The sequence below is a fragment of the Ruegeria profundi genome, assembly GCF_001507545.1.
GTDB classification, from domain to species: Bacteria; Pseudomonadota; Alphaproteobacteria; order Rhodobacterales; family Rhodobacteraceae; genus Ruegeria; species Ruegeria profundi.
The window spans coordinates 13523-31370 of the sequence record NZ_LQBP01000002.1; the positions used below are offsets into that span (position 1 = coordinate 13523).

Sequence of the window (17848 nt, forward strand, 5' to 3'; positions counted from 1 at the left end):
CAGCAACTTTACACTCGATTGCGGCAGTCAACAGTCTCGGAGAAAATTGCCTGTGACAAACACTCCGCGCCCTTCATTGGTCTGGGAAGGGCGCAAGATCAAGAGTGGATGGTGTTTCAGACTTCGGACAAGTGCAAACCATGCGATCTATGGCCAGGCAAGCTTCTTTGACAATGCCCGTCCACGCACCACCGCCTGTTACCTATCGCGAGCTAAGTGCCCTGATCGTGCCGCATACTATTCACTCCTATACCACGTGGTGCTTTCGTGGGTGCCGTTACAGACCAGCCTTGCGGACGCATCTTGAGATGTTAGGTGATGGGGGTCATGCAGCCTTGTCAAAGTGGGTCATTGCAGACTTGGTGATCAACTCCTCATGCAACGCAACGATTGCGTCACTGGCTGCATCGCGCGGAACAACGAATTGAATGTCCACATTGCGCGTGGTTTGTTGCGCTGCAATCACGTCAATATCTGCTTTTTCCAGCGCTTGCAGACCCGCACTGAAAGACTGCAAGCCGGACAGGTCACGCCCTATTGCAGAAACGACGGCTACGGAGCGCGCGCTAATGTCGGCGGAAGGAAAAGACTTCTCCAAATCTGAAATAACCCGACGAACAGTTTTCAACGAAGCCTCTACATAATGAGTGATCGTATTGGCATTCGAAGACTTCGAAGCAATGCGTACATTGTGTCTCCGCAATGCTTCCAGCGCTGTAGCGTCATAACCTTTGACCCCAACCATGTCCTGCTCGAACAACTCTAGCGCCACGACATCCAGACCCGTTATAATCTCGACAGCCGGGGATTGTGCTGGCTGATCATCAACCAATGTTCCGGGGTCCTCCGGATCAAAGGCATTGGTCACGCGCAGCGCGACCTTTGACTGGCGAAGGATCTTGGCGGCTTTTGGGTGAATTGCCTCCATGCCCATGTTGGAAAGCTGGTCAGCGACATCATAGTTTGTATGCCCCAGCTTGCGCACAGCTGCCTCTCCCACCAGTGCGGGATCGGCGGAGGAGAGGTGAAATTCCTTGTGAATTATCGCTTCTTTTGCCTTGGTATAGGCAGCAATATTGGAAAACGTAACCTCGGAATAACCGCGATCATATTCGCGCATCAATCCTTCACGGCACTGCGCATAGCCTGTGACGATGGGCATTTCACAAGACAGGTCCACATCGCCAAAGCCGCTCGCGATCCGTTCCTCAAGTGACCGTTCGATTTCATCCCGCCAACCGCTGAGATCAACGAAGCGTGCATTAACGCCTTCGCGTTGCAACATCAGCGTGGTAACAAAGGCCGAGTGCGCTTCACCCAGCCCGGACAAAAGCTCACGCACGATCATCATTTGGCTGGACAGGCGGAAATGCCCGTAGGAGCACAAACGTTGCAGGTCGAACAGGCAACTCCGGGCACCTTCAATGCGCTCACGAACGAAATCCTCGGCCAAGGCGCGATCTCCTTGGTTTTCCAAAACCGCAGCATGCGCTTCGGACATTGCTTTTGCGACCCGTGAAAGGGCATCAAGCCAGCCGTGATCGCTGTCATCATTCGCAAAGAGTGCATAAACACCGGGTTCACCGGTTTTCTTGTGTTCTAGCAGTAAGTTGGTGATGCCGCCAAAAGCTGACACAACGAAAACGCGATGATACAGGTCAGCACCGTTGCGGTCACCGATGAAAAGCGTGTCGCGCAACTCCCGGACGCGACTCATTGATGTTCCGCCGATCTTTTCGACGGTGTGTTCGGGGAAAGTCACAGGTAATTCACCCGGCGCAAACCGGGGCCTCTTTAACAGGTTTCCAGTGCGTATGAACCATCTTCGCGGTGGACTTCAGCCCCGGTGACAGGCGGGTTGAATACGCAAGCCATCACAAGTTCTTCTTCGGCACGCAGGACGTGGCGGTCATGCTTGTCAAGCGCGTACATGACACCGGGCTTGATATAATGCTTCTCACCTGTTGCAACATCTGTGATCGAGCCCGACCCCTGCATGCAGTAGACGCTTTCAAAGTGGTTCTTGTACTCGAACGTATGTTCGGAACCCTCTTCCAGAAAGGTTATGTGGAAAGAGAAACCCATGCCGTCTTGAGCAAGCAGCATTCGCACCGAGGACCATTTTGCGTCAGAGACTACTCGGTCCGGGTCGTTTTTTATAATGTCATTGAAGTCGCGTACAATCATGATGTTACTCCGCCGCCATTTTGTAGGTTTCCATTACGTTCCGGGACGCGTCGATGAGGATAGAAAGCCCTTTTCGGAAGGTTTCGTCCGGTGTCGTCAGTGGGGCAAGAACCTTGACCACCTGATCATCGCTACCGGATGTTTCGATAATCAGCCCTTCTTCGAAGGCGCGGCGGCAAATCTCGGCGGCCAACTCGCCAGACTGAACGTCAACGCCCTGCATCATCCCGCGCCCTTTCAAAGTCGCACCCGGAACCCTTTCTGCCACCTCGGTCAGAGCCGAGGTCAAAACAAGAGCCTTGGCGTTAATCTCTTTCTGAAACATCGCGTCCGACCAGAACTTCTCGATCGCAACTCGGGCCGTGACGAAAGCGTGGGTGTTCCCACGAAAGGTTCCATTGTGTTCAGCCGGGCCAAAGACGTCGTGTTCGGGGCGCACCAGCATGAGAGCCATCGGCAGACCGAACCCTGACACAGATTTCGCAAGCGTCACGATATCCGGGACAATCCCCATTTCTTCAAACGAGAAAAACCCACCGGTTCGACCGCACCCCGCCTGAATGTCGTCGATGATCAATAGCGCGCCGTGTTCCTTGGCAAGTTCAGCTACGCGTTTCACAAATTTTGGCCGTGCCGCGTTCAGACCGCCCTCACCCTGCACGGTTTCAAGCAGGATTGCTGCTGGGGCATCAATTCCGCTGGATCTGTCTTTAAGCATGGCGTCCAGGAAATCGGCGGCATCGTGATCACCTGGAAAAAAGCCGTCATATGGCATTCGGGTTACGCCATTCAGCGTCGTACCAGCACCTGAGCGATGATACGAATTACCGGTTGCCGCCAAAGCCCCAAGAGTGACGCCATGAAATCCGTTGGTGAAGGCAATGACATTGTCCCGACCCGTCACCTTGCGCGCCAGCTTCAAAGCGGCTTCAATCGCGTTGGCGCCTGTTGGCCCGGTGAACATGACCTTGTGATCCATACCGCGCGGCTTCAGGATATTGCGCTCGAATACTTCGAGGAATTCAGCCTTTGCATCGGTGTGAAGGTCAAGCGCATGGGCCAGACCATCGGACGTGATGTGCTCGATCAATGCAAGCTTCATATCCGTGTCGTTATGGCCGTAATTCAAAGACGAACAGCCCGACAAAAAGTCGATGTAGGTATTGCCGCTCGTATCGATCAATTCCGAACCCTGCGCATGGGCAAAGACCGTATCGAAGTTTCGACAATAGCTGCGCGCCTTGGATTCGCGACGTTTGAATACAGAGATTTCGGCTGACGTATCAGTCGGCATATCAAGTCCTTTTGGGATTGGGTAAGTGAAAACAGATAAGCGCCACATAAAGTCGGCACCTCTTTAGGCGGCTAGTCTAGTTGCTTCCGACAAGTCGATCGTGACCATGTATTCCGTGCTTTGACGGTCGCGAAAATGCTGCGTTTGGGTGAAATGGGCCTGGCTTTTCAACACAGCACCGCGCGCTTGGGAAAATTTCCGGAACAAGGCCCATGAGGCCATGTTGTCGCGCGTGATCGTGGTTTGAAGGCTTTTAATGTCTCTGCAAGCATCGCGTCGCAAAAGGGAGCTGAGCATAATAGAGCCCAATCCTGTTCCCCGCGCCGCTTCAGACACAGCCACCTGCCAGACAAACACGGTGTCAGTGTCATAAGGCAGAACATAGGCAGATATCCAGCCAACCACTTCGTCATTCAGCTCTGCCACCACACAGGTGTCCCTGAAGTGGTCACACTGGATCAGGTTGCAATACATGGAGTTTTCATCAAGCGGTTTGCATGAACGCACTAGGTCCCACACCCGGGGGCCATCTTCGGCTTCGGGCTTCCTTAAAACGGGAAATGCCTTGCGAGAAAAATCTCGTGCATGTCGCATTGATAACACTGCCTCCATTTTGCTTTGGTAAGCTAAGTAACATCAGTCAAATATGCTTTCAAGTCGATGGCTAACTAAAAGGTCAGTTTCCGAAATTTGCCAAAATTTAGCCAACCTTTGTAACGTTATGGAGAAATTTTTGTTTTGATCATCTAATAAAAAATCAAAATTCTCCTCTGTTGATCTTCTCGCCCCCGTCTGACAAAACCGAAAAATGAATAGGATTGACGCCAGCCTTGTTGCCTTGCGCCGAATACTACGGGCAACGGACTTGTTCGGCCGCGAGCTGGCACAGTCCGTAGGATTGACGGCGGCCCAGTTCAGAGTCTTGCAGATCATTGCTGAAACAGGACAATGCACTGCAACGGCAATTTCGCAGCGCATGCGCATTTCACAAGCAACAGTGACCTCGCTTGTCGACAAACTGGTTCGACAGAACATGGTGGTGCGTGAGAAATCTCAAACAGACAGGCGGCAAACCAACATCGTGGTGACAGAAAAAGGAAAACAGGCCATTTCCGATGCCCCCGATCCTTTGCAGCAAAGGTTCGTTCGAAAATTTGATGCCTTGGAAGATTGGGAACAAGCCGCGTTGATCGCCTCACTAGAACGTGTGGCCGCGATGCTGGATGCGGAAGATATTGATGCGGCCCCTGTTCTGGATACAGGCGAGTCTCTTACACCTTCGTGACACTATGACTTAGGGTCAGGATTCATAACCAATAGATGACTGTAGCTGCGAGTGCGATTGCGGAGAGGAAGACTTTGGGACAGCGATCATAACGTGTTGCTACGCGCCTCCAGTCTTTGAGCCTACCAAACATGATCTCAATACGGTTGCGCCGTTTTTATCGGCGCTTGTCATATTTCACGGTTGTCTTGCGTTGCTTTCGACCAGAGATGCAGGCGCGTATCCCTTTGTCTTTTAGCGCATCTCGAAACCAGTCCGCATCATAGCCGCGATCCCCGAGCAGCCAGTCGACATCTGGAATACTGCTCAGTAGCGCTCGCGCACCGATGTAGTCACTGACTTGGCCAGCGGTGACAAAAAGGCTGATCGGCCGCCCTTGGCTGTCACAAATAGCATGCAGCTTGGTATTCATGCCGCCCTTGGTTCGGCCGATCAGACGGCCACGCCCCCCTTTTTCACGGCCATGCTGGTCGCGGTACGATGTACTTTCAGATAGGTCGCGTCCACTGCCCGGCAGGGCATTGCATAGCAATGTCCCGAGAGGGGATCATCACGGTCTTTTCCTCGCCGTATTCGGCTGCCAAACCGACCATCATCCGAGCGAAGATACCTTTCTCACTCCAACGCTTCCATCGGCTATAAAGCGTTTCCGGGGCTTACGCGGCCCCACTGGGGCCACGGTCCCCTTCAACTGTGCGGTCCGTATTCTTTGGGAGCGTCACGCTACCGCAACCCATTGCGATTGATGAAGATAATCCCGCTCAGCACCCTCTTGTCATCGACCCGTGGCTTACCACGCGACCGCGGGAAGAAAGGGGAAAGTTTGGCCATCTGCTCGTCAGTCAGCCAGAAAAGGTCGCTCATATCACCGCTCCGTTTTCCGAGCGTGAATCATGCAGCGCTTTGAAAATCAATGCATCCTGACCCTAAGGGCACCGTGACATTGGTGCAGACATGGGCTCGATCAGAACCCACATCGGGCGGATCCAAACTGCACTTTCGATGCCCGATGTTTCCACGCTGCAATACGGAGTTGACCCATTCAATGCTCGTTTTTCAGCCCTTTTGCACATCATATCCGGTTGCGGGAATTTCCACGCTCATTCTTGATAAGTATCTCTTATCATATATGATTGATTTCGCCGTAAAATGGGCGCAGAATGTGCCCCATGACGGCCCCTGCCCCCTATCTGCCCAGCCCCTCCCCTGCCCTGTCTCAGGCGGATCAGGACGCATTGACCGATCTCTATATCCGCGGCACCCCCGGCAATACGCTGCGGGCCTATGAGCGCGACCTGCTCTACATCACCGCCTGGAAGGCTGCGCGGTTCGGGGTGGCGCTGGACTGGCCCGAGGCTGAGGCTGTTGCGCTCACCTTCATTCTCGATCACGCCCGTGATCTGAATGACGCAGCAGATGGCGACGTCGCGCGTCAGGCTGCCGATGCGCTGATCGCGCAAGGGCTGCGCAAGACCCTCGCCTGCCCTGCCCCGTCGACGCTGGATCGGCGCATTGCGTCCTGGCTGGCGTTTCATCGGATGAAGAATCTCGCCTCGCCCTTCGAGGCGCCGCAGGTGAAACAGGCCCGGTCCAAGGCCCGCCGCGCCGCGGCCCGCCCCCCTACCCCGAAATCGCAGCACCCGATCACCCGGGATGTGCTGGAACAGCTGCTTGCGACCTGCCAGGGGTCGCGCCGCGATTGCCGCGACCGGGCGCTGCTGATGCTGGGCTGGGCTTCGGGCGGGCGTCGGCGGTCCGAGATCACCGGGTTGCGGCGAGAGGATGTGTCGTTGAAGGAATTCGACAAGGAAGGTCTGGTCTGGCTCTCGCTGCTAGAAACCAAGACCACAGCCAAGGGCGAAACCCCGCGACTGGTGCTGAAAACCCGCGCCGCGCAAGCGCTGGTGCATTGGATCGAGATCGGGCAGATCACGGAAGGACCGTTGTTTCGGCCGGTCTCAAAAGCGGATCGGGTGTTGAAACGTAGCCTCAGCCCGGATGCGGTTTCCCAGATCGTCAAACATCGGCTGGCGCTGGCCGGTTTACCCGAGGACTTCGCCACGCCGCACGGGCTGCGCTCCGGCTTTCTAACCCAGGCCGCGCTGGACGGTGCCCCGATCCAGGCCGCCATGCGCCTCTCTCTGCATCGCTCCATGGCCCAGGCGCAGAAATATTACGACGACGTCGATATCGCAGAAAACCCGGCAGCGGATTTACTTGGATAAAAAACGCCGGGCTATGAGCCCGGCGTCTATCCCTTGTAATTGGGTGAAAACCTTACCCGTGGGTAAGATCGTCCTCTTCCTGAAGATCCTCAAGCATTGTGGCAATCGCCTGCTCTAGCTTGGCCCGATCAACCCGAGTAAAGTCAAGGTCATAGCGAACTTCGACCCGCCCACTTGAGGCCGCGCATTTCGCGACCCCTGCCCGACCCGACACCTGGAACGTCGTTTTTGCCCGCCGCGTTTTGCCACCACTTGTCGCTGTCGGCTTCTTGGGTGCCACAGCATCAGGTTCGACAAAACGGCGAAGGAGCGCCACTTCGCGCGCCGCATCGCGGTCAGGCTCACTCATCACTGCAGTACTGATGTGACGCACCAAACCGGGATCGGCATCAATCTTGCGCTTAAGTTCCACCCCTAAATTCCGGGGAATGTCATTAGGATGCATTAGAACCTTGTCCAGCATCATCAAAAGACTCGCGAATGCCCGGATATAGCTGCGTTTGGTGTAGCTGGCAGACTTGAACAAAATCGCAACCGCTTTGTCAACGCTGTCGCAATCATGCGACGGATTCTCTGCATAGGCACGCGCCAAAGCGCCCATTTCGGCAAAGGAGATATCCTTGCGGATCAGGTTCTCATCCACCATCCGACGATAACTGTCGCTCACATCGGTTGCCGCTGAAATCCCTGCAGGGATTTTGGCGTAACGATCTTCGCCCGTTTCCTCATACAACGCCCGATAAGCGGATAAGCGGCGCATGCCCTGTATCAGATCGAAGCGACCGTCCGAACGACGCTCTAATCGGATCGGGTTCGACAGGCCAATATCGCGGATCGAATCCTTAAGCTCGTCCAGCTCTGGGTCAGGACCCGGCTTACGGTCACGCGTCAGTTTCTCGGTGACGACATCCGACAGGGCGACATGTTCAGTCACAAGACCTTCAGAGCGCAGGCGAACCAACTCATGAGCCAATCGGTCGTTTTCGGCGCGAATGGTATCTTCGGTAGATTGTTGATTACGTAGGGCGTCGGCGTTCTCAGAGATTGCAGCGGCCATTGGACCACGTCGCTTTTCTAGCACCTTATCAGGAACTTTCCCAACCGGTATATCATCCATCACCGGCATATCGATGTCGAACATTCTGCGTTTACGGCTCATGCGTCATCCTCCAGCTGGTCCCAGGCCGACAGCATCACGCCCCGGAATTCTTCGTACACGTTGTCAAATGTCGACCGGGCGCGGCGCCAGGTCTCGCGCGTCATCTCGCGGTAATCCATCTCATAGACTGAACTTAGAAAGCGGCCGGATTGTTCAACGGCTCGCGTCATCTCAACCGGATGCTCGGCAACATGATCACCGAACACCTTCTTGAACGCATCGAACATGGCAAGGTGCAAGGCATTGCCGGGCTCGTATCGCGTCAACAAGAAGCGCAACTCGCAAAACGTCTTGGGAAGGCTGATCTTACCCGTGGGTAAGGTTTTATCGAAACCATACGCAAGATCCTCAAGCGCCTCGGCCAACTGTCCAATGAATGAGGTCGTCGAGTCATATTCCCAGTATCCGGGGCCAGACGGAACATAGAGCATGTCAGCCGCAAAGACCGCGTTCATCGATTGATAGCCGATCGCTGGCGGACAATCGAAAAGGATCAGGTCGTACGCATCGTCGGGTATCTGGTCCAGATACCGCGACACTGCTGCAAAGAATGACCACTCTGGATTCAGGTGACGGTACTGCGCCGACGCGAACTCGACAAATGCAGCGTTGGCGCAAGAGGGGATGACATCAATGGTCGACCACGAGCTTTGCTTGATAAAATCCGCAATACGCAGATCCCCCAACCCCATATCTGTGATTGAGGGCGGCAGTTCGCGGCGGGGCAGGGCGGTACCGGATTCAGCAGCAGCAGGGCGGTTGTTCATCCTCTCGGTCTCACGGATCAGATCGCGGGCCATGATTCCCCATACGGTAAAATCCTCTGCCACATCGGTCAGACCCATCGAATGGCTCAGCGTCGCTTGCGGATCAAAATCAACCACCAGCACGCGGTAACCGTCCAACGCGGCGGCGTGCGCCAAATGCAAAGCGACAGTCGACTTTCCCGCGCCACCCTTAAAATTGGCCACCGCAGCGCGGATCGCACGTTTCCCCACGGGGCGAGGCGGCATCAGGGATTTGCGGTTCACCCTGAGACGGCGGCGCAGCTCGTTTACCTCTTCCAGACTGAACCAGCGTTGGCGGCCTTCTGGCTCAACCTCACCACTGGGTAAGGTTGGGTCTGCCGCCAGCTTTCCGCGAAAGGTCGATTGGTTGACGCGAAAGATCAACTCGGACACCTCCCAGCTGGAAAACCGGCGAAGGGTCTTTTCCATCTCGGGGCTGAATGTCTGCTGGCGGATCCAGCCCTGAAGTTTGAGGGACTGATTGCGCAATGCGTTCAGGTCTTCGTGCGTGTACATGCCTCGGGTCTCATCGTTTGGGACGCTATTTTCTATGTTTTTTCTATTTACGCTTGATTTGCACTTTACGCAAAAGAAAATATGATCGACGTTGAAACTTACCCACGGGTAAGAAAATAGGGGTTTCCGGGGCTCGTATCGATTCGCAGGACGGCTGACAGCGATCCGAGGCCCGGCACAGTTAACGACCCCCGATTTGGGGGGTCACTAAGCACCGAAATACCCCATTTAGGGGGACACAACAGAGAAATAGGGGGACAGCCACAACGTCCCCCATCACCATTACTTCACCTATTTTCTTATTTTGGATTGAGCCGGGATTGCGGCACCATCGCATCAAACTCAGACTCCGCTTGACAGAATCGAGAGTTTGGACGCTAATCAGCACATCGAAATGAAAAGCGTTGGCAAACAGCGTGACACTGGTGGTATACTCCACCTAGGCAGACAGAGCAGTGAGAGCAGCAATGCAACTTGCAAAACCGGTTGGGCGAAATGCGTCCGCTGTAAAATATGATATATTATCGGCTCTGACCGTTCACGCCCTGTCTGGCGACAAGCACCTTCAGCGCAGTGTACTGCGAATAATCGTCCTGATCACCACCCGCTACAATTGGCGAAACAACGAACTTTCAATCGGGCGGCAAGAGATCGCGCGGCTTTGGTCGGTGAATGAACGCACTGTTAAACGTGAAATGGCGAAGTTTCGAACGATGGGATGGATTGCTGTAAAACGCCCGGCGGCACGGGGCAGGGTCGCGGTCTACGAATTGGATCTGAAGCAAATGCTGCTGGACACCTCTGAAAACTGGGCCACGATCGGACCTGATTTTCGTGATCGGATGATGGACGAGCCCGAGTCGGATACCAATATTGTTCCGTTCCAAGCCAAACCCGCGCCGCCTGATGCAGAGGAAGGGGATGTTTGGGCGCAAGTGCAATCGATCCTGCATGGGCGCGACCCTGAACTTTGGGCCAGTTGGTTCCAGCATCTGACCGAGCTGGACAGGGTAGGGGGAGTCGCGATTCTGATGGCTCCATCCCGCTTTATGGCCGATTACATCGCGCAGAAGTGGTCCGGTCGATTGTTGGCAGCGTACGGCCGCGTGGACCCTTCGGTGCGCAGCCTTCGTTTTGAGACAGCAGAATAGCGGCTTGTGAACTATCCAACTCATTTCTCCATATATAGGTAATAGGCAAAAACACCATTTTATGACCATTACGCAAGTAAGACTATTTTGAATGTGGACAGTTAAAGCGATCAGGGCTGGTCAATCATCGCATGGCTTAATTCCGGCCAGCGCCTACGCCTTGCAGTGATCGTGCTGGCGTGGCTTCACGTCGTCATGAGATGGTCTATTGAAACCTCGGAGAAATTAGTATACCGCTGCATACAAATTTAGACCGGGCTTCGCCAAGCTGCCGTAAACCCGATCCAAACCGCCACCAATAGCAAAAGCCGGAACAGCCATGAGTCTTTACACAGATTACCTAAGCGAGATCGAAAACCGCAAAGAGCAGGGGCTTCACCCCAAACCTATCGACGACGGTACCCTTGTGAAAGAGATTGTCGATCAGATCAAGGAACCCGGTAACGAACACCGCGCTGAATCGCTGAACTTTTTCATCTATAATACACTGCCGGGCACAACCAGCGCTGCGGGTGAGAAAGCAAAGTTCCTGAAAGAGATCATCCTGGGGGACGTCGTCGTCGACGAAATCTCAGTTCCTTTCGCATTCGAATTGCTGTCACACATGAAGGGCGGTCCCTCGGTTGAGGTTCTTCTGGATCTGGCGTTGGGTGAAAACGCCGAGATCGCACAGCAGGCGGGTGAGGTGCTGAAGTCGCAGGTCTTCCTGTATGATGCTGACACGGACCGGTTGAAGCAGGCTTTCGAGGCCGGCAATGCGGTCGCAAAAGACATTCTGGAAAGCTATGCCAAGGCCGAGTTTTTCACGAAACTGCCCGAGATCGAAGAAGAGATCAAAGTCGTGACCTATGTCGCTGCGGAAGGCGATATCTCGACCGATCTGCTGTCACCGGGCAATCAGGCGCATTCGCGGTCTGACCGGGAACTGCATGGTAAATGCTTTATCTCGCAAAAGGCGCAGGATGAAATCGAGGCGCTGAAGCTGCAGCATCCTGACAAGCGCGTTATGCTGATCGCCGAAAAAGGCACCATGGGAGTGGGGTCATCGCGGATGTCGGGCGTCAACAACGTGGCGCTGTGGACTGGTAAGCAAGCAAGCCCATACGTACCGTTCGTAAATATTGCACCTATCGTCGCGGGCACCAATGGTATCTCGCCAATCTTCCTGACCACCGTTGGTGTGACAGGCGGTATCGGGATCGACCTGAAGAACTGGGTCAAGAAAGTAGATTCCGAGGGCAACCCGATCCTGAACAACGATGATAGCCCGATCCTCGAGCAGAAATACTCGGTGGATACCGGCACTGTCCTGACCATCAACACCAAAGAGAAAAAGCTTTTTGACGCTGATGGCAAAAAGGAACTGGTCGACCTTAGCGCTTCATTCACGCCGCAAAAGTTGGAGTTCATGAAGGCTGGCGGGTCGTATGCCATCGTCTTTGGAAAAAAGCTTCAGACATTTGCCGCGCAGACACTGGGTGTTGAGCTAAAATCGGCTTTTGCGCCATCAAAAGTGGTTAGCCACGAAGGTCAGGGTCTGACCGCGGTTGAAAAGATTTTCAACCGCAACGCGGTTGGCGTTCCGGAAGGCACAACCCTGCATGCCGGGTCGGATGCGCGCGTCAAAGTGAATATCGTCGGATCGCAGGACACCACCGGCCTCATGACCTCGCAAGAGCTTGAGGCGATGGCCGCCACCGTTATCTCGCCCACTGTGGACGGCGCGTATCAGTCGGGTTGTCATACCGCCTCGGTCTGGGACAAGAAAGCGCAGGCCAACATCCCGCGCCTGATGTCCTTCATGAACAGGTTTGGTCTGATCACCGCGCGTGACCCCAAGGGCGAGTATCATTCCATGACCGACGTTATCCACAAGGTGCTGAACGACATCACCGTGGATGACCGGGCGATTATCATTGGTGGCGACTCGCACACGCGGATGTCCAAGGGTGTGGCGTTTGGTGCGGATTCGGGCACCGTTGCGCTGGCGCTGGCGACCGGTGAGGCCACGATGCCGATCCCGGAATCGGTCAAGGTGACATTCAAAGGCAAGATGGCCGACCACATGGATTTCCGCGATGTGGTGCATGCGACCCAAGCGCAGATGCTGAAGCAATTCGGAGATAACGTTTTCCAGGGCCGCATCATCGAAGTTCATATCGGCACCTTGCTGGCGGATCAGGCGTTCACCTTCACGGACTGGACGGCCGAGATGAAAGCCAAGGCGTCGATCTGTATCACACAGGACGAAACCCTGGTTGAATCGCTTGAGATCGCAAAAAGCCGTATTCAGATCATGATCGACAAGGGCATGGATAATGAGGCTGGCACTCTGCAAGGCCTGATCGACAGAGCCGACAAGCGAATTGCCGAAATCAAATCGGGTGAAGTTCCTGCACTGAAGCCGGATGCGGATGCGAAGTACTTCGCCGAAGTTGTAGTCGATCTGGACGAGATCAACGAACCGATGATCGCTGACCCGGATGTGAATAACGAGGACGTCTCAAAACGGTACACCCACGACACGATCCGTCCGGTGTCCTACTATGGCGGTGAGAAAAAGGTCGATCTTGGCTTCGTTGGCTCCTGCATGGTGCACAAGGGTGATCTGATCATCGTGTCACAGATGCTGAAAAACCTTGAGAAGAAAAACGGCAAGGTCGAATTCAAGGCGCCTTTGGTTGTCGCAGCTCCCACTTACAACATCATTGATGAGTTGAAGGAAGAGGGCGAGTGGAACACTCTGCAGGAGTATTCGGGCTTTGAGTTTGACGACCTTTTCCCGAAAACCGCGGCGCGCACCGAGTACGAGAATATCCTGTACCTGGAACGTCCGGGGTGTAACCTGTGCATGGGCAACCAGGAAAAGGCAGCCAAGGGCGATACGGTGCTTGCGACCTCGACCCGCCTGTTCCAGGGCCGCGTGGTCGAAGACTCAGCCGAGAAGAAGGGTGAATCTCTGCTCGCCTCAACGCCGGTTGTAGTTCTGTCCGCAATCCTGGGTCGAACACCGAAGATCGATGAGTACAAAGAGGCCGTCGAAGGCATCGACCTGACCCGCTTTGCACCGGCCGCGACACCGGAAAACACGAAATCGGCGCATTTTTAAAGCCGGTCCTCGGCTGGCTCTCATCAGGGGGCCAGCCCATTCGTTTCTGCGCAGATAATTTGTTACTTCTCGCGTGTCCGTGTCGAAACGTGACCGCGTGACATGATGTTCTACAGCGCTTCTTCATAGACTGACAAATTTACAACCTTACAAAGGTTAAGTGACCCGATCAGTAAACTCTGGATTGAATCTCTTCGTCTCGTACCCCTATAAGGTAGGGCGTCTTGCTACGGTCAGAGTAGAAAATGAAACTTCTTGTTGTCGACGATGATCCAACTTTTACCGAGCTGATGGTGGCAGAATTGTCGCTGCTTGGACTGGATAGTGTCGATGTGGTTCATTCGGGGCAAGATGCGTTGGACTGCATCTCCGCGTCACAGACGCCCTATGATTGCTATTTGGTAGATGTGGAAATGCCCGGCATGAACGGAGTTGAGCTGTGTGAGAGGATTACGACAAACCCTCTGACCAAACGCGCGCCCGTGATCATGGTCAGCTCAAGCGCGTCGCTCGAGCATATTGATGGCGCTTTCGCCAAAGGTGCCACGGATTATCTGAACAAACCCCTGCAACGGCGTGAGCTGCAAGGCCGTATGCGGATGGTTCAGGCGTTGGCAACGCAGACATCCAAACCGACCTTCACCAGCGACAGCAATACAGACGCATTGGATGCGGTCAGCCTGTCCGAGATCCCAAATTGCATCGATTACCTTGCGATGCAGAACTATGTCCTCAAGCTTGGGTCGTTGCGGATCAACAGTTTTATCGCGTTTGGCATCCATATCGTGAACCTGTCGGACGTGTTTGCTAATAAAGACCAAAGTGGCCAAATGGATGCGCTGATGGACGTTGCGGAAATGATCAGCGAAAGCTTCGGCGGCGCAGAATTTTTAATGTCATACGCGGGGCAGGGCGATTATGTCATATTGTTGCCGCGGGCGCGCGGGTTCGACAAAGACGCGTTCGAGGATCAATTGGAGCTCAAGTTCAGTGAATTGACCGATTGGTACAAGAGCGCGGGTGAAGTGGGACCGGTGGTCCAGATTGGGACGCCGATTTATCGCAACCTTCTCTCATTCAAAGCGCCGGACGATCTACTGGATATGGCGATAACCGGAGCGAGAAGCGCGCAGCACGACACTACCGTGAGCGCGTCGCCCAAAGGCGGGTTCGTGTGAGACGACAGATGTATAGCGAATGACCCAAACGCCGGAGAACATACAGATATACGAGCGCAAACTACAGATATTGCGCCAAAAGTTCATTGAGGGGCTGCACACCCGCATTCTGACCCTTGAGCAGTATGCAATCGAATTCAGGACGGGTGAAAACAATCATGAAGTACTGGATGCAATCCGGCGCGAGTGCCACAAGCTGGCAGGTGTCGCAGCGTCCTTCGGGTTTCCCGATATCGGTTCGCGCGCAAGTGAAATCGATACGGCCATAACTTCGGGTACGATGACGCGGGACGGGGTTTCCGAGTCACTCGAGGATCTCATGAACGAAATGGAAGACTTGCTGGACAACGCGCAGACCAATAGCTGAAACGATCTTTCTTGGACTGCGCGCCACGCACGGAAAATAGTCGGAATTACAGGATGTTCGGCAGATGATTATAGCATCAGGACACAAAAGCTCGGCCCGGCGCCAGTTGCGAATTCTGACAGCCATTTATTCGGGCATCATTCTGATCGCGATCGCGTCCTGGTTCATTCTGGATCGCGCCTACGTTTCTGCCTCCCGCAAGGCGCAGCAGGAGTCCATGCAGCAGCTTGTGGAAATGGTCGGGGTGCGCGCGGACGAAAGGTTGCGTGGCTATGGGCTGATCGTTGAAGGACTGGTGAACATTTTGGCGTTTGACGGGCAGCTTAGCCAGGATGACTTTAATGCTCTGGCGGATATCGTGATCCAAGACAACCCAAGCATCATCAGTGTTGTCCGTGCGCAAGACTATGTGGTTACCGATGCCTATCCTACGGCTCACAACTCCGCCCTTGTTGGGGTGGATTTCCAGGATCTCCCCGAGGTGAAGGAAAGCCACGATAGGACAATCGCGTCAGGGGAATTTGTCGTCTCAGGCCCTATTGATCTGATACTAGGGGGGCGCGGTTTGATTTTTCGTCGCGCACCCATGATCGGTGAAAATGTAGTTTACTCCATTGTCGTTGATTTCGAGTCCTTTCTAAGCGAAATCGGAATTCGACTTGACGACACCAATCTGCAGTCACTCAGTACCGTTCGAAAAACGAATGCCAAGGGGGGCAGCTTGGATCATGTTTTTGGCGACCCTTCGGTATGGGGGCATGATCCGGTTGTGACAGATATCTCTTTGGGTGAGATTTCCCTTCAATACGGAATGGCGCCCGCAAATGGATGGAAGGCGACGCTCCAGGGTCGGCAAATCATTGGAACCCTGATCCTTATCCTGGCTTCAATCGGAATGTTCGGCGTCAGTTACGCACGTCGCCTGATCCGGGACCGGTCCCAGGCGCGGCGCCAATTGATGACAGCCATAGAATCCATAAGAGACGGGTTTGTCATCTATGATGCGAATGATCGCCTGTTGATGTGCAATGACCAGTATTTGAACTATTACGCTGAGATGGCTGATCTGATGAAACCCGGCGCCAAGTTCGAGGACATAATCCGTGCTGCTGTTGATCGCGGACTGCACCCCGAGGCGGTTGGAAACGAAGAGGAATGGGTTGCCCAGCGTATCGAGCGTCACAAGAATCCGGGTGAACCGTTTGAACAGCAACTGAGCGACGGTCGCTGGCTCAAAATGGCCGAAGCCAAGACCCGCAGTGGTGAGACTGTTGGCTTCCGGGTCGATGTGACTCAGCTAAAAAATGCGCAGAAAGCTGCTGAAACGGCGAACAAGGCAAAATCTGACTTTCTCAACAACATCAGTCATGAATTCCGTACCCCGCTGTCGGTTATCGTGGGCTATTTATCATTCCTGAAAAGCAACAACTATCTACCAAGCTACAAGACTCTGGCCTTGGAACTTGCCGACAATCCCAAGGCGCTGGCCGCATTGGAAAAATTCTCGGACGAAGTTGCAACATTTTCGGGGAAGGCCGAAAGATCAGGAAAGCACCTTCAGGATCTGATAAATTCGGTCCTTGATTGGGCCGTGGTTAGTGAGGACAGTGTGGAACTGAATCGGTCTCGCTTGAACTTGGAGCAACTTCTGGGATCGCTGGTTGAGGACTTGCAGCAAAAGGCGCAGGAGAAAGGCATCGAACTGCGGGTATCCTTGTGCGAGGTTTGGTTAGACGGGGATGAGCTACGCCTACGGCAGGTATTTTTGAACCTGCTGTCGAACGCGCTGAAATTCACCGAGGTTGGTTGCGTGTCCGTATCCATGACCAAAGTGGCGGACCGGGCCTATGTGACGGTTCAGGATTCCGGGCCCGGGATTCCCGAAGACCAGAAAAACAAGATTTTTGAACGTTTTGCGCAGATCGACAAGTCATCACGCCGCAACCACGCAGGAACGGGTTTGGGGTTGGCGATCAGTAACAGTTTTGTGAAGCTTCATGGTGGTCACATAGATGTTCGTAGTAACCCCAACAAAGGTAGTATCTTTACTGTGGGCTTACCGTGCATAGACGTGCAGGACACTGAAATCGCCGAGAGTGCCGCTTCAATCAGTGCAGAGTAAGCCGGGAAAGCCAAATTGGAAAACGCGAAAGACGATCAATGGGCGAACTAAGAACCATCCTGCACGTTGATGATGATGACGATATTCTCCATTTGGCCAGAATGGGGTTCGAGATAACAGGCGGATTTAGTGTTCATCAATGCCGGTCCGGGGCCGAAACGCTTGCCAGTATCGGGTCTGTAAACCCAGATCTTTTGTTGCTGGATATGATGATGCCGGATTTGGACGGCATCATGCTGTTGTCAAAGATCAGAATGATGCCTGCGTTTGTGAACCTGCCGGCGGTTTTCATGACCGGTAGCGTTGCATCAGGCGGGCAGGGTGCCACAGAGTTACCCGGAGTGATCGGTTTTATCATCAAACCGTTCGATCCCCTGACAATCGCGGACCAGCTCAAAACGATCTGGGCCGAACAGGGCATGGGGCGGACCTGAGCAGTCTTGAAAATTAGCCTCGTGGCCTGTCAG

The 17848-nt window shown here is 54.2% G+C and carries 14 protein-coding genes and 1 pseudogene; 8 read left to right on the forward strand and 7 right to left on the reverse strand.

The genetic code is table 11. The features are described from left to right. Positions 1 to 325: 325 nt before the first annotated feature. The 4 genes from AVO44_RS03615 to ectA form a co-directional block, all read right to left on the reverse strand. On the reverse strand, positions 326 to 1762 hold the full coding sequence (locus tag AVO44_RS03615; protein ID WP_082677377.1) for an aspartate kinase: 1437 nt from the start codon (positions 1760 to 1762) through the stop codon (positions 326 to 328). A 32-nt stretch (positions 1763 to 1794) separates the two neighbouring features. Then, positions 1795 to 2187, reverse strand: coding sequence for an ectoine synthase (locus AVO44_RS03620; protein WP_068332754.1), 393 nt, complete (start codon positions 2185 to 2187; stop codon positions 1795 to 1797). A gap of 4 nt (positions 2188 to 2191) precedes the next feature. Further along, entirely contained in the window at positions 2192 to 3481 is a 1290-nt protein-coding gene (gene ectB / locus AVO44_RS03625) for a diaminobutyrate--2-oxoglutarate transaminase (RefSeq protein WP_068333958.1), read from the reverse strand. 63 nt (positions 3482 to 3544) lie between these two features. Beyond that, the gene (ectA, locus tag AVO44_RS03630; protein ID WP_420865714.1) at positions 3545 to 4093 is read right to left on the reverse strand and encodes a diaminobutyrate acetyltransferase; all 549 of its coding nucleotides are present in this window, start codon (positions 4091 to 4093) and stop codon (positions 3545 to 3547) included. Between the two features lie 196 nt (positions 4094 to 4289). On the opposite strand from ectA, the gene AVO44_RS03635 reads away from it, so the two are divergent. Continuing rightward, positions 4290 to 4766, forward strand: coding sequence for a MarR family winged helix-turn-helix transcriptional regulator (locus AVO44_RS03635; protein WP_068332758.1), 477 nt, complete (start codon positions 4290 to 4292; stop codon positions 4764 to 4766). Positions 4767 to 4788: 22 nt separating this feature from the next. Here AVO44_RS03635 and AVO44_RS20570 read toward each other — a convergent pair. After that, a pseudogene (locus AVO44_RS20570) lies at positions 4789 to 5630 on the reverse strand (IS5 family transposase). Positions 5631 to 5935: 305 nt separating this feature from the next. Here AVO44_RS20570 and AVO44_RS03650 point away from each other — a divergent pair. After that, positions 5936 to 6991, forward strand: a complete 1056-nt coding sequence (locus AVO44_RS03650; RefSeq protein WP_068332762.1) for a tyrosine-type recombinase/integrase — start codon at positions 5936 to 5938, stop codon at positions 6989 to 6991. 52 nt (positions 6992 to 7043) lie between these two features. Here AVO44_RS03650 and AVO44_RS03655 read toward each other — a convergent pair whose 3' ends face one another. Beyond that, on the reverse strand, positions 7044 to 8150 hold the full coding sequence (locus tag AVO44_RS03655; protein ID WP_068332767.1) for a ParB/RepB/Spo0J family partition protein: 1107 nt from the start codon (positions 8148 to 8150) through the stop codon (positions 7044 to 7046). Beyond that, complete coding sequence (locus AVO44_RS03660; protein WP_068332769.1) at positions 8147 to 9454, reverse strand: AAA family ATPase; 1308 nt, start codon at positions 9452 to 9454, stop codon at positions 8147 to 8149. Before AVO44_RS03660 ends, AVO44_RS03655 begins: the two co-directional genes overlap by 4 nt. A 467-nt stretch (positions 9455 to 9921) precedes the next feature. Between AVO44_RS03660 and AVO44_RS03665 the strand changes: the two genes are divergently transcribed. The 6 genes from AVO44_RS03665 to AVO44_RS03690 all read left to right on the forward strand — a co-directional run bounded on the left by AVO44_RS03665 (position 9922) and on the right by AVO44_RS03690 (position 17815). Then, positions 9922 to 10605, forward strand: coding sequence for a DnaA N-terminal domain-containing protein (locus AVO44_RS03665; protein WP_068332771.1), 684 nt, complete (start codon positions 9922 to 9924; stop codon positions 10603 to 10605). Positions 10606 to 10924: 319 nt separating this feature from the next. After that, a complete protein-coding gene (locus tag AVO44_RS03670; RefSeq protein WP_068332773.1) occupies positions 10925 to 13714 on the forward strand; it encodes a bifunctional aconitate hydratase 2/2-methylisocitrate dehydratase in 2790 nt (929 codons plus the stop codon). A gap of 245 nt (positions 13715 to 13959) precedes the next feature. Beyond that, positions 13960 to 14892 carry a response regulator gene (locus AVO44_RS03675; RefSeq protein WP_068332775.1) on the forward strand — a complete coding sequence of 311 codons (933 nt, stop codon included), beginning with the start codon at positions 13960 to 13962 and terminating at the stop codon, positions 14890 to 14892. A 19-nt stretch (positions 14893 to 14911) separates the two neighbouring features. After that, entirely contained in the window at positions 14912 to 15259 is a 348-nt protein-coding gene (locus tag AVO44_RS03680; RefSeq protein WP_068332776.1) for an Hpt domain-containing protein, read from the forward strand. 64 nt (positions 15260 to 15323) lie between these two features. After that, positions 15324 to 17381: a sensor histidine kinase gene (locus AVO44_RS03685; RefSeq protein ID WP_068332779.1), complete on the forward strand. Its 2058-nt coding sequence runs from the start codon at positions 15324 to 15326 to the stop codon at positions 17379 to 17381. A 38-nt stretch (positions 17382 to 17419) separates the two neighbouring features. Then, positions 17420 to 17815, forward strand: coding sequence for a response regulator (locus AVO44_RS03690; RefSeq protein ID WP_068332781.1), 396 nt, complete (start codon positions 17420 to 17422; stop codon positions 17813 to 17815). The last annotated feature ends 33 nt before the right edge of the window (positions 17816 to 17848 follow it).

What these genes read in the sequence shown, in the direction of transcription:
- AVO44_RS03620 (WP_068332754.1), bottom strand. Translation starts at nt 2,187, where the DNA reads ATGATTGTACGCGACTTCAATGACATTATAAAAAACGACCCGGACCGA.
- ectB (WP_068333958.1), bottom strand. Translation starts at nt 3,481, where the DNA reads ATGCCGACTGATACGTCAGCCGAAATCTCTGTATTCAAACGTCGCGAA.
- ectA (WP_420865714.1), bottom strand. Translation starts at nt 4,093, where the DNA reads ATGGAGGCAGTGTTATCAATGCGACATGCACGAGATTTTTCTCGCAAG.
- AVO44_RS03635 (WP_068332758.1), top strand. Translation starts at nt 4,290, where the DNA reads ATGAATAGGATTGACGCCAGCCTTGTTGCCTTGCGCCGAATACTACGG.
- AVO44_RS03650 (WP_068332762.1), top strand. Translation starts at nt 5,936, where the DNA reads ATGACGGCCCCTGCCCCCTATCTGCCCAGCCCCTCCCCTGCCCTGTCT.
- AVO44_RS03655 (WP_068332767.1), bottom strand. Translation starts at nt 8,150, where the DNA reads ATGAGCCGTAAACGCAGAATGTTCGACATCGATATGCCGGTGATGGAT.
- AVO44_RS03660 (WP_068332769.1), bottom strand. Translation starts at nt 9,454, where the DNA reads ATGTACACGCACGAAGACCTGAACGCATTGCGCAATCAGTCCCTCAAA.
- AVO44_RS03665 (WP_068332771.1), top strand. Translation starts at nt 9,922, where the DNA reads ATGCAACTTGCAAAACCGGTTGGGCGAAATGCGTCCGCTGTAAAATAT.
- AVO44_RS03670 (WP_068332773.1), top strand. Translation starts at nt 10,925, where the DNA reads ATGAGTCTTTACACAGATTACCTAAGCGAGATCGAAAACCGCAAAGAG.
- AVO44_RS03675 (WP_068332775.1), top strand. Translation starts at nt 13,960, where the DNA reads ATGAAACTTCTTGTTGTCGACGATGATCCAACTTTTACCGAGCTGATG.
- AVO44_RS03680 (WP_068332776.1), top strand. Translation starts at nt 14,912, where the DNA reads ATGACCCAAACGCCGGAGAACATACAGATATACGAGCGCAAACTACAG.
- AVO44_RS03685 (WP_068332779.1), top strand. Translation starts at nt 15,324, where the DNA reads ATGATTATAGCATCAGGACACAAAAGCTCGGCCCGGCGCCAGTTGCGA.
- AVO44_RS03690 (WP_068332781.1), top strand. Translation starts at nt 17,420, where the DNA reads ATGGGCGAACTAAGAACCATCCTGCACGTTGATGATGATGACGATATT.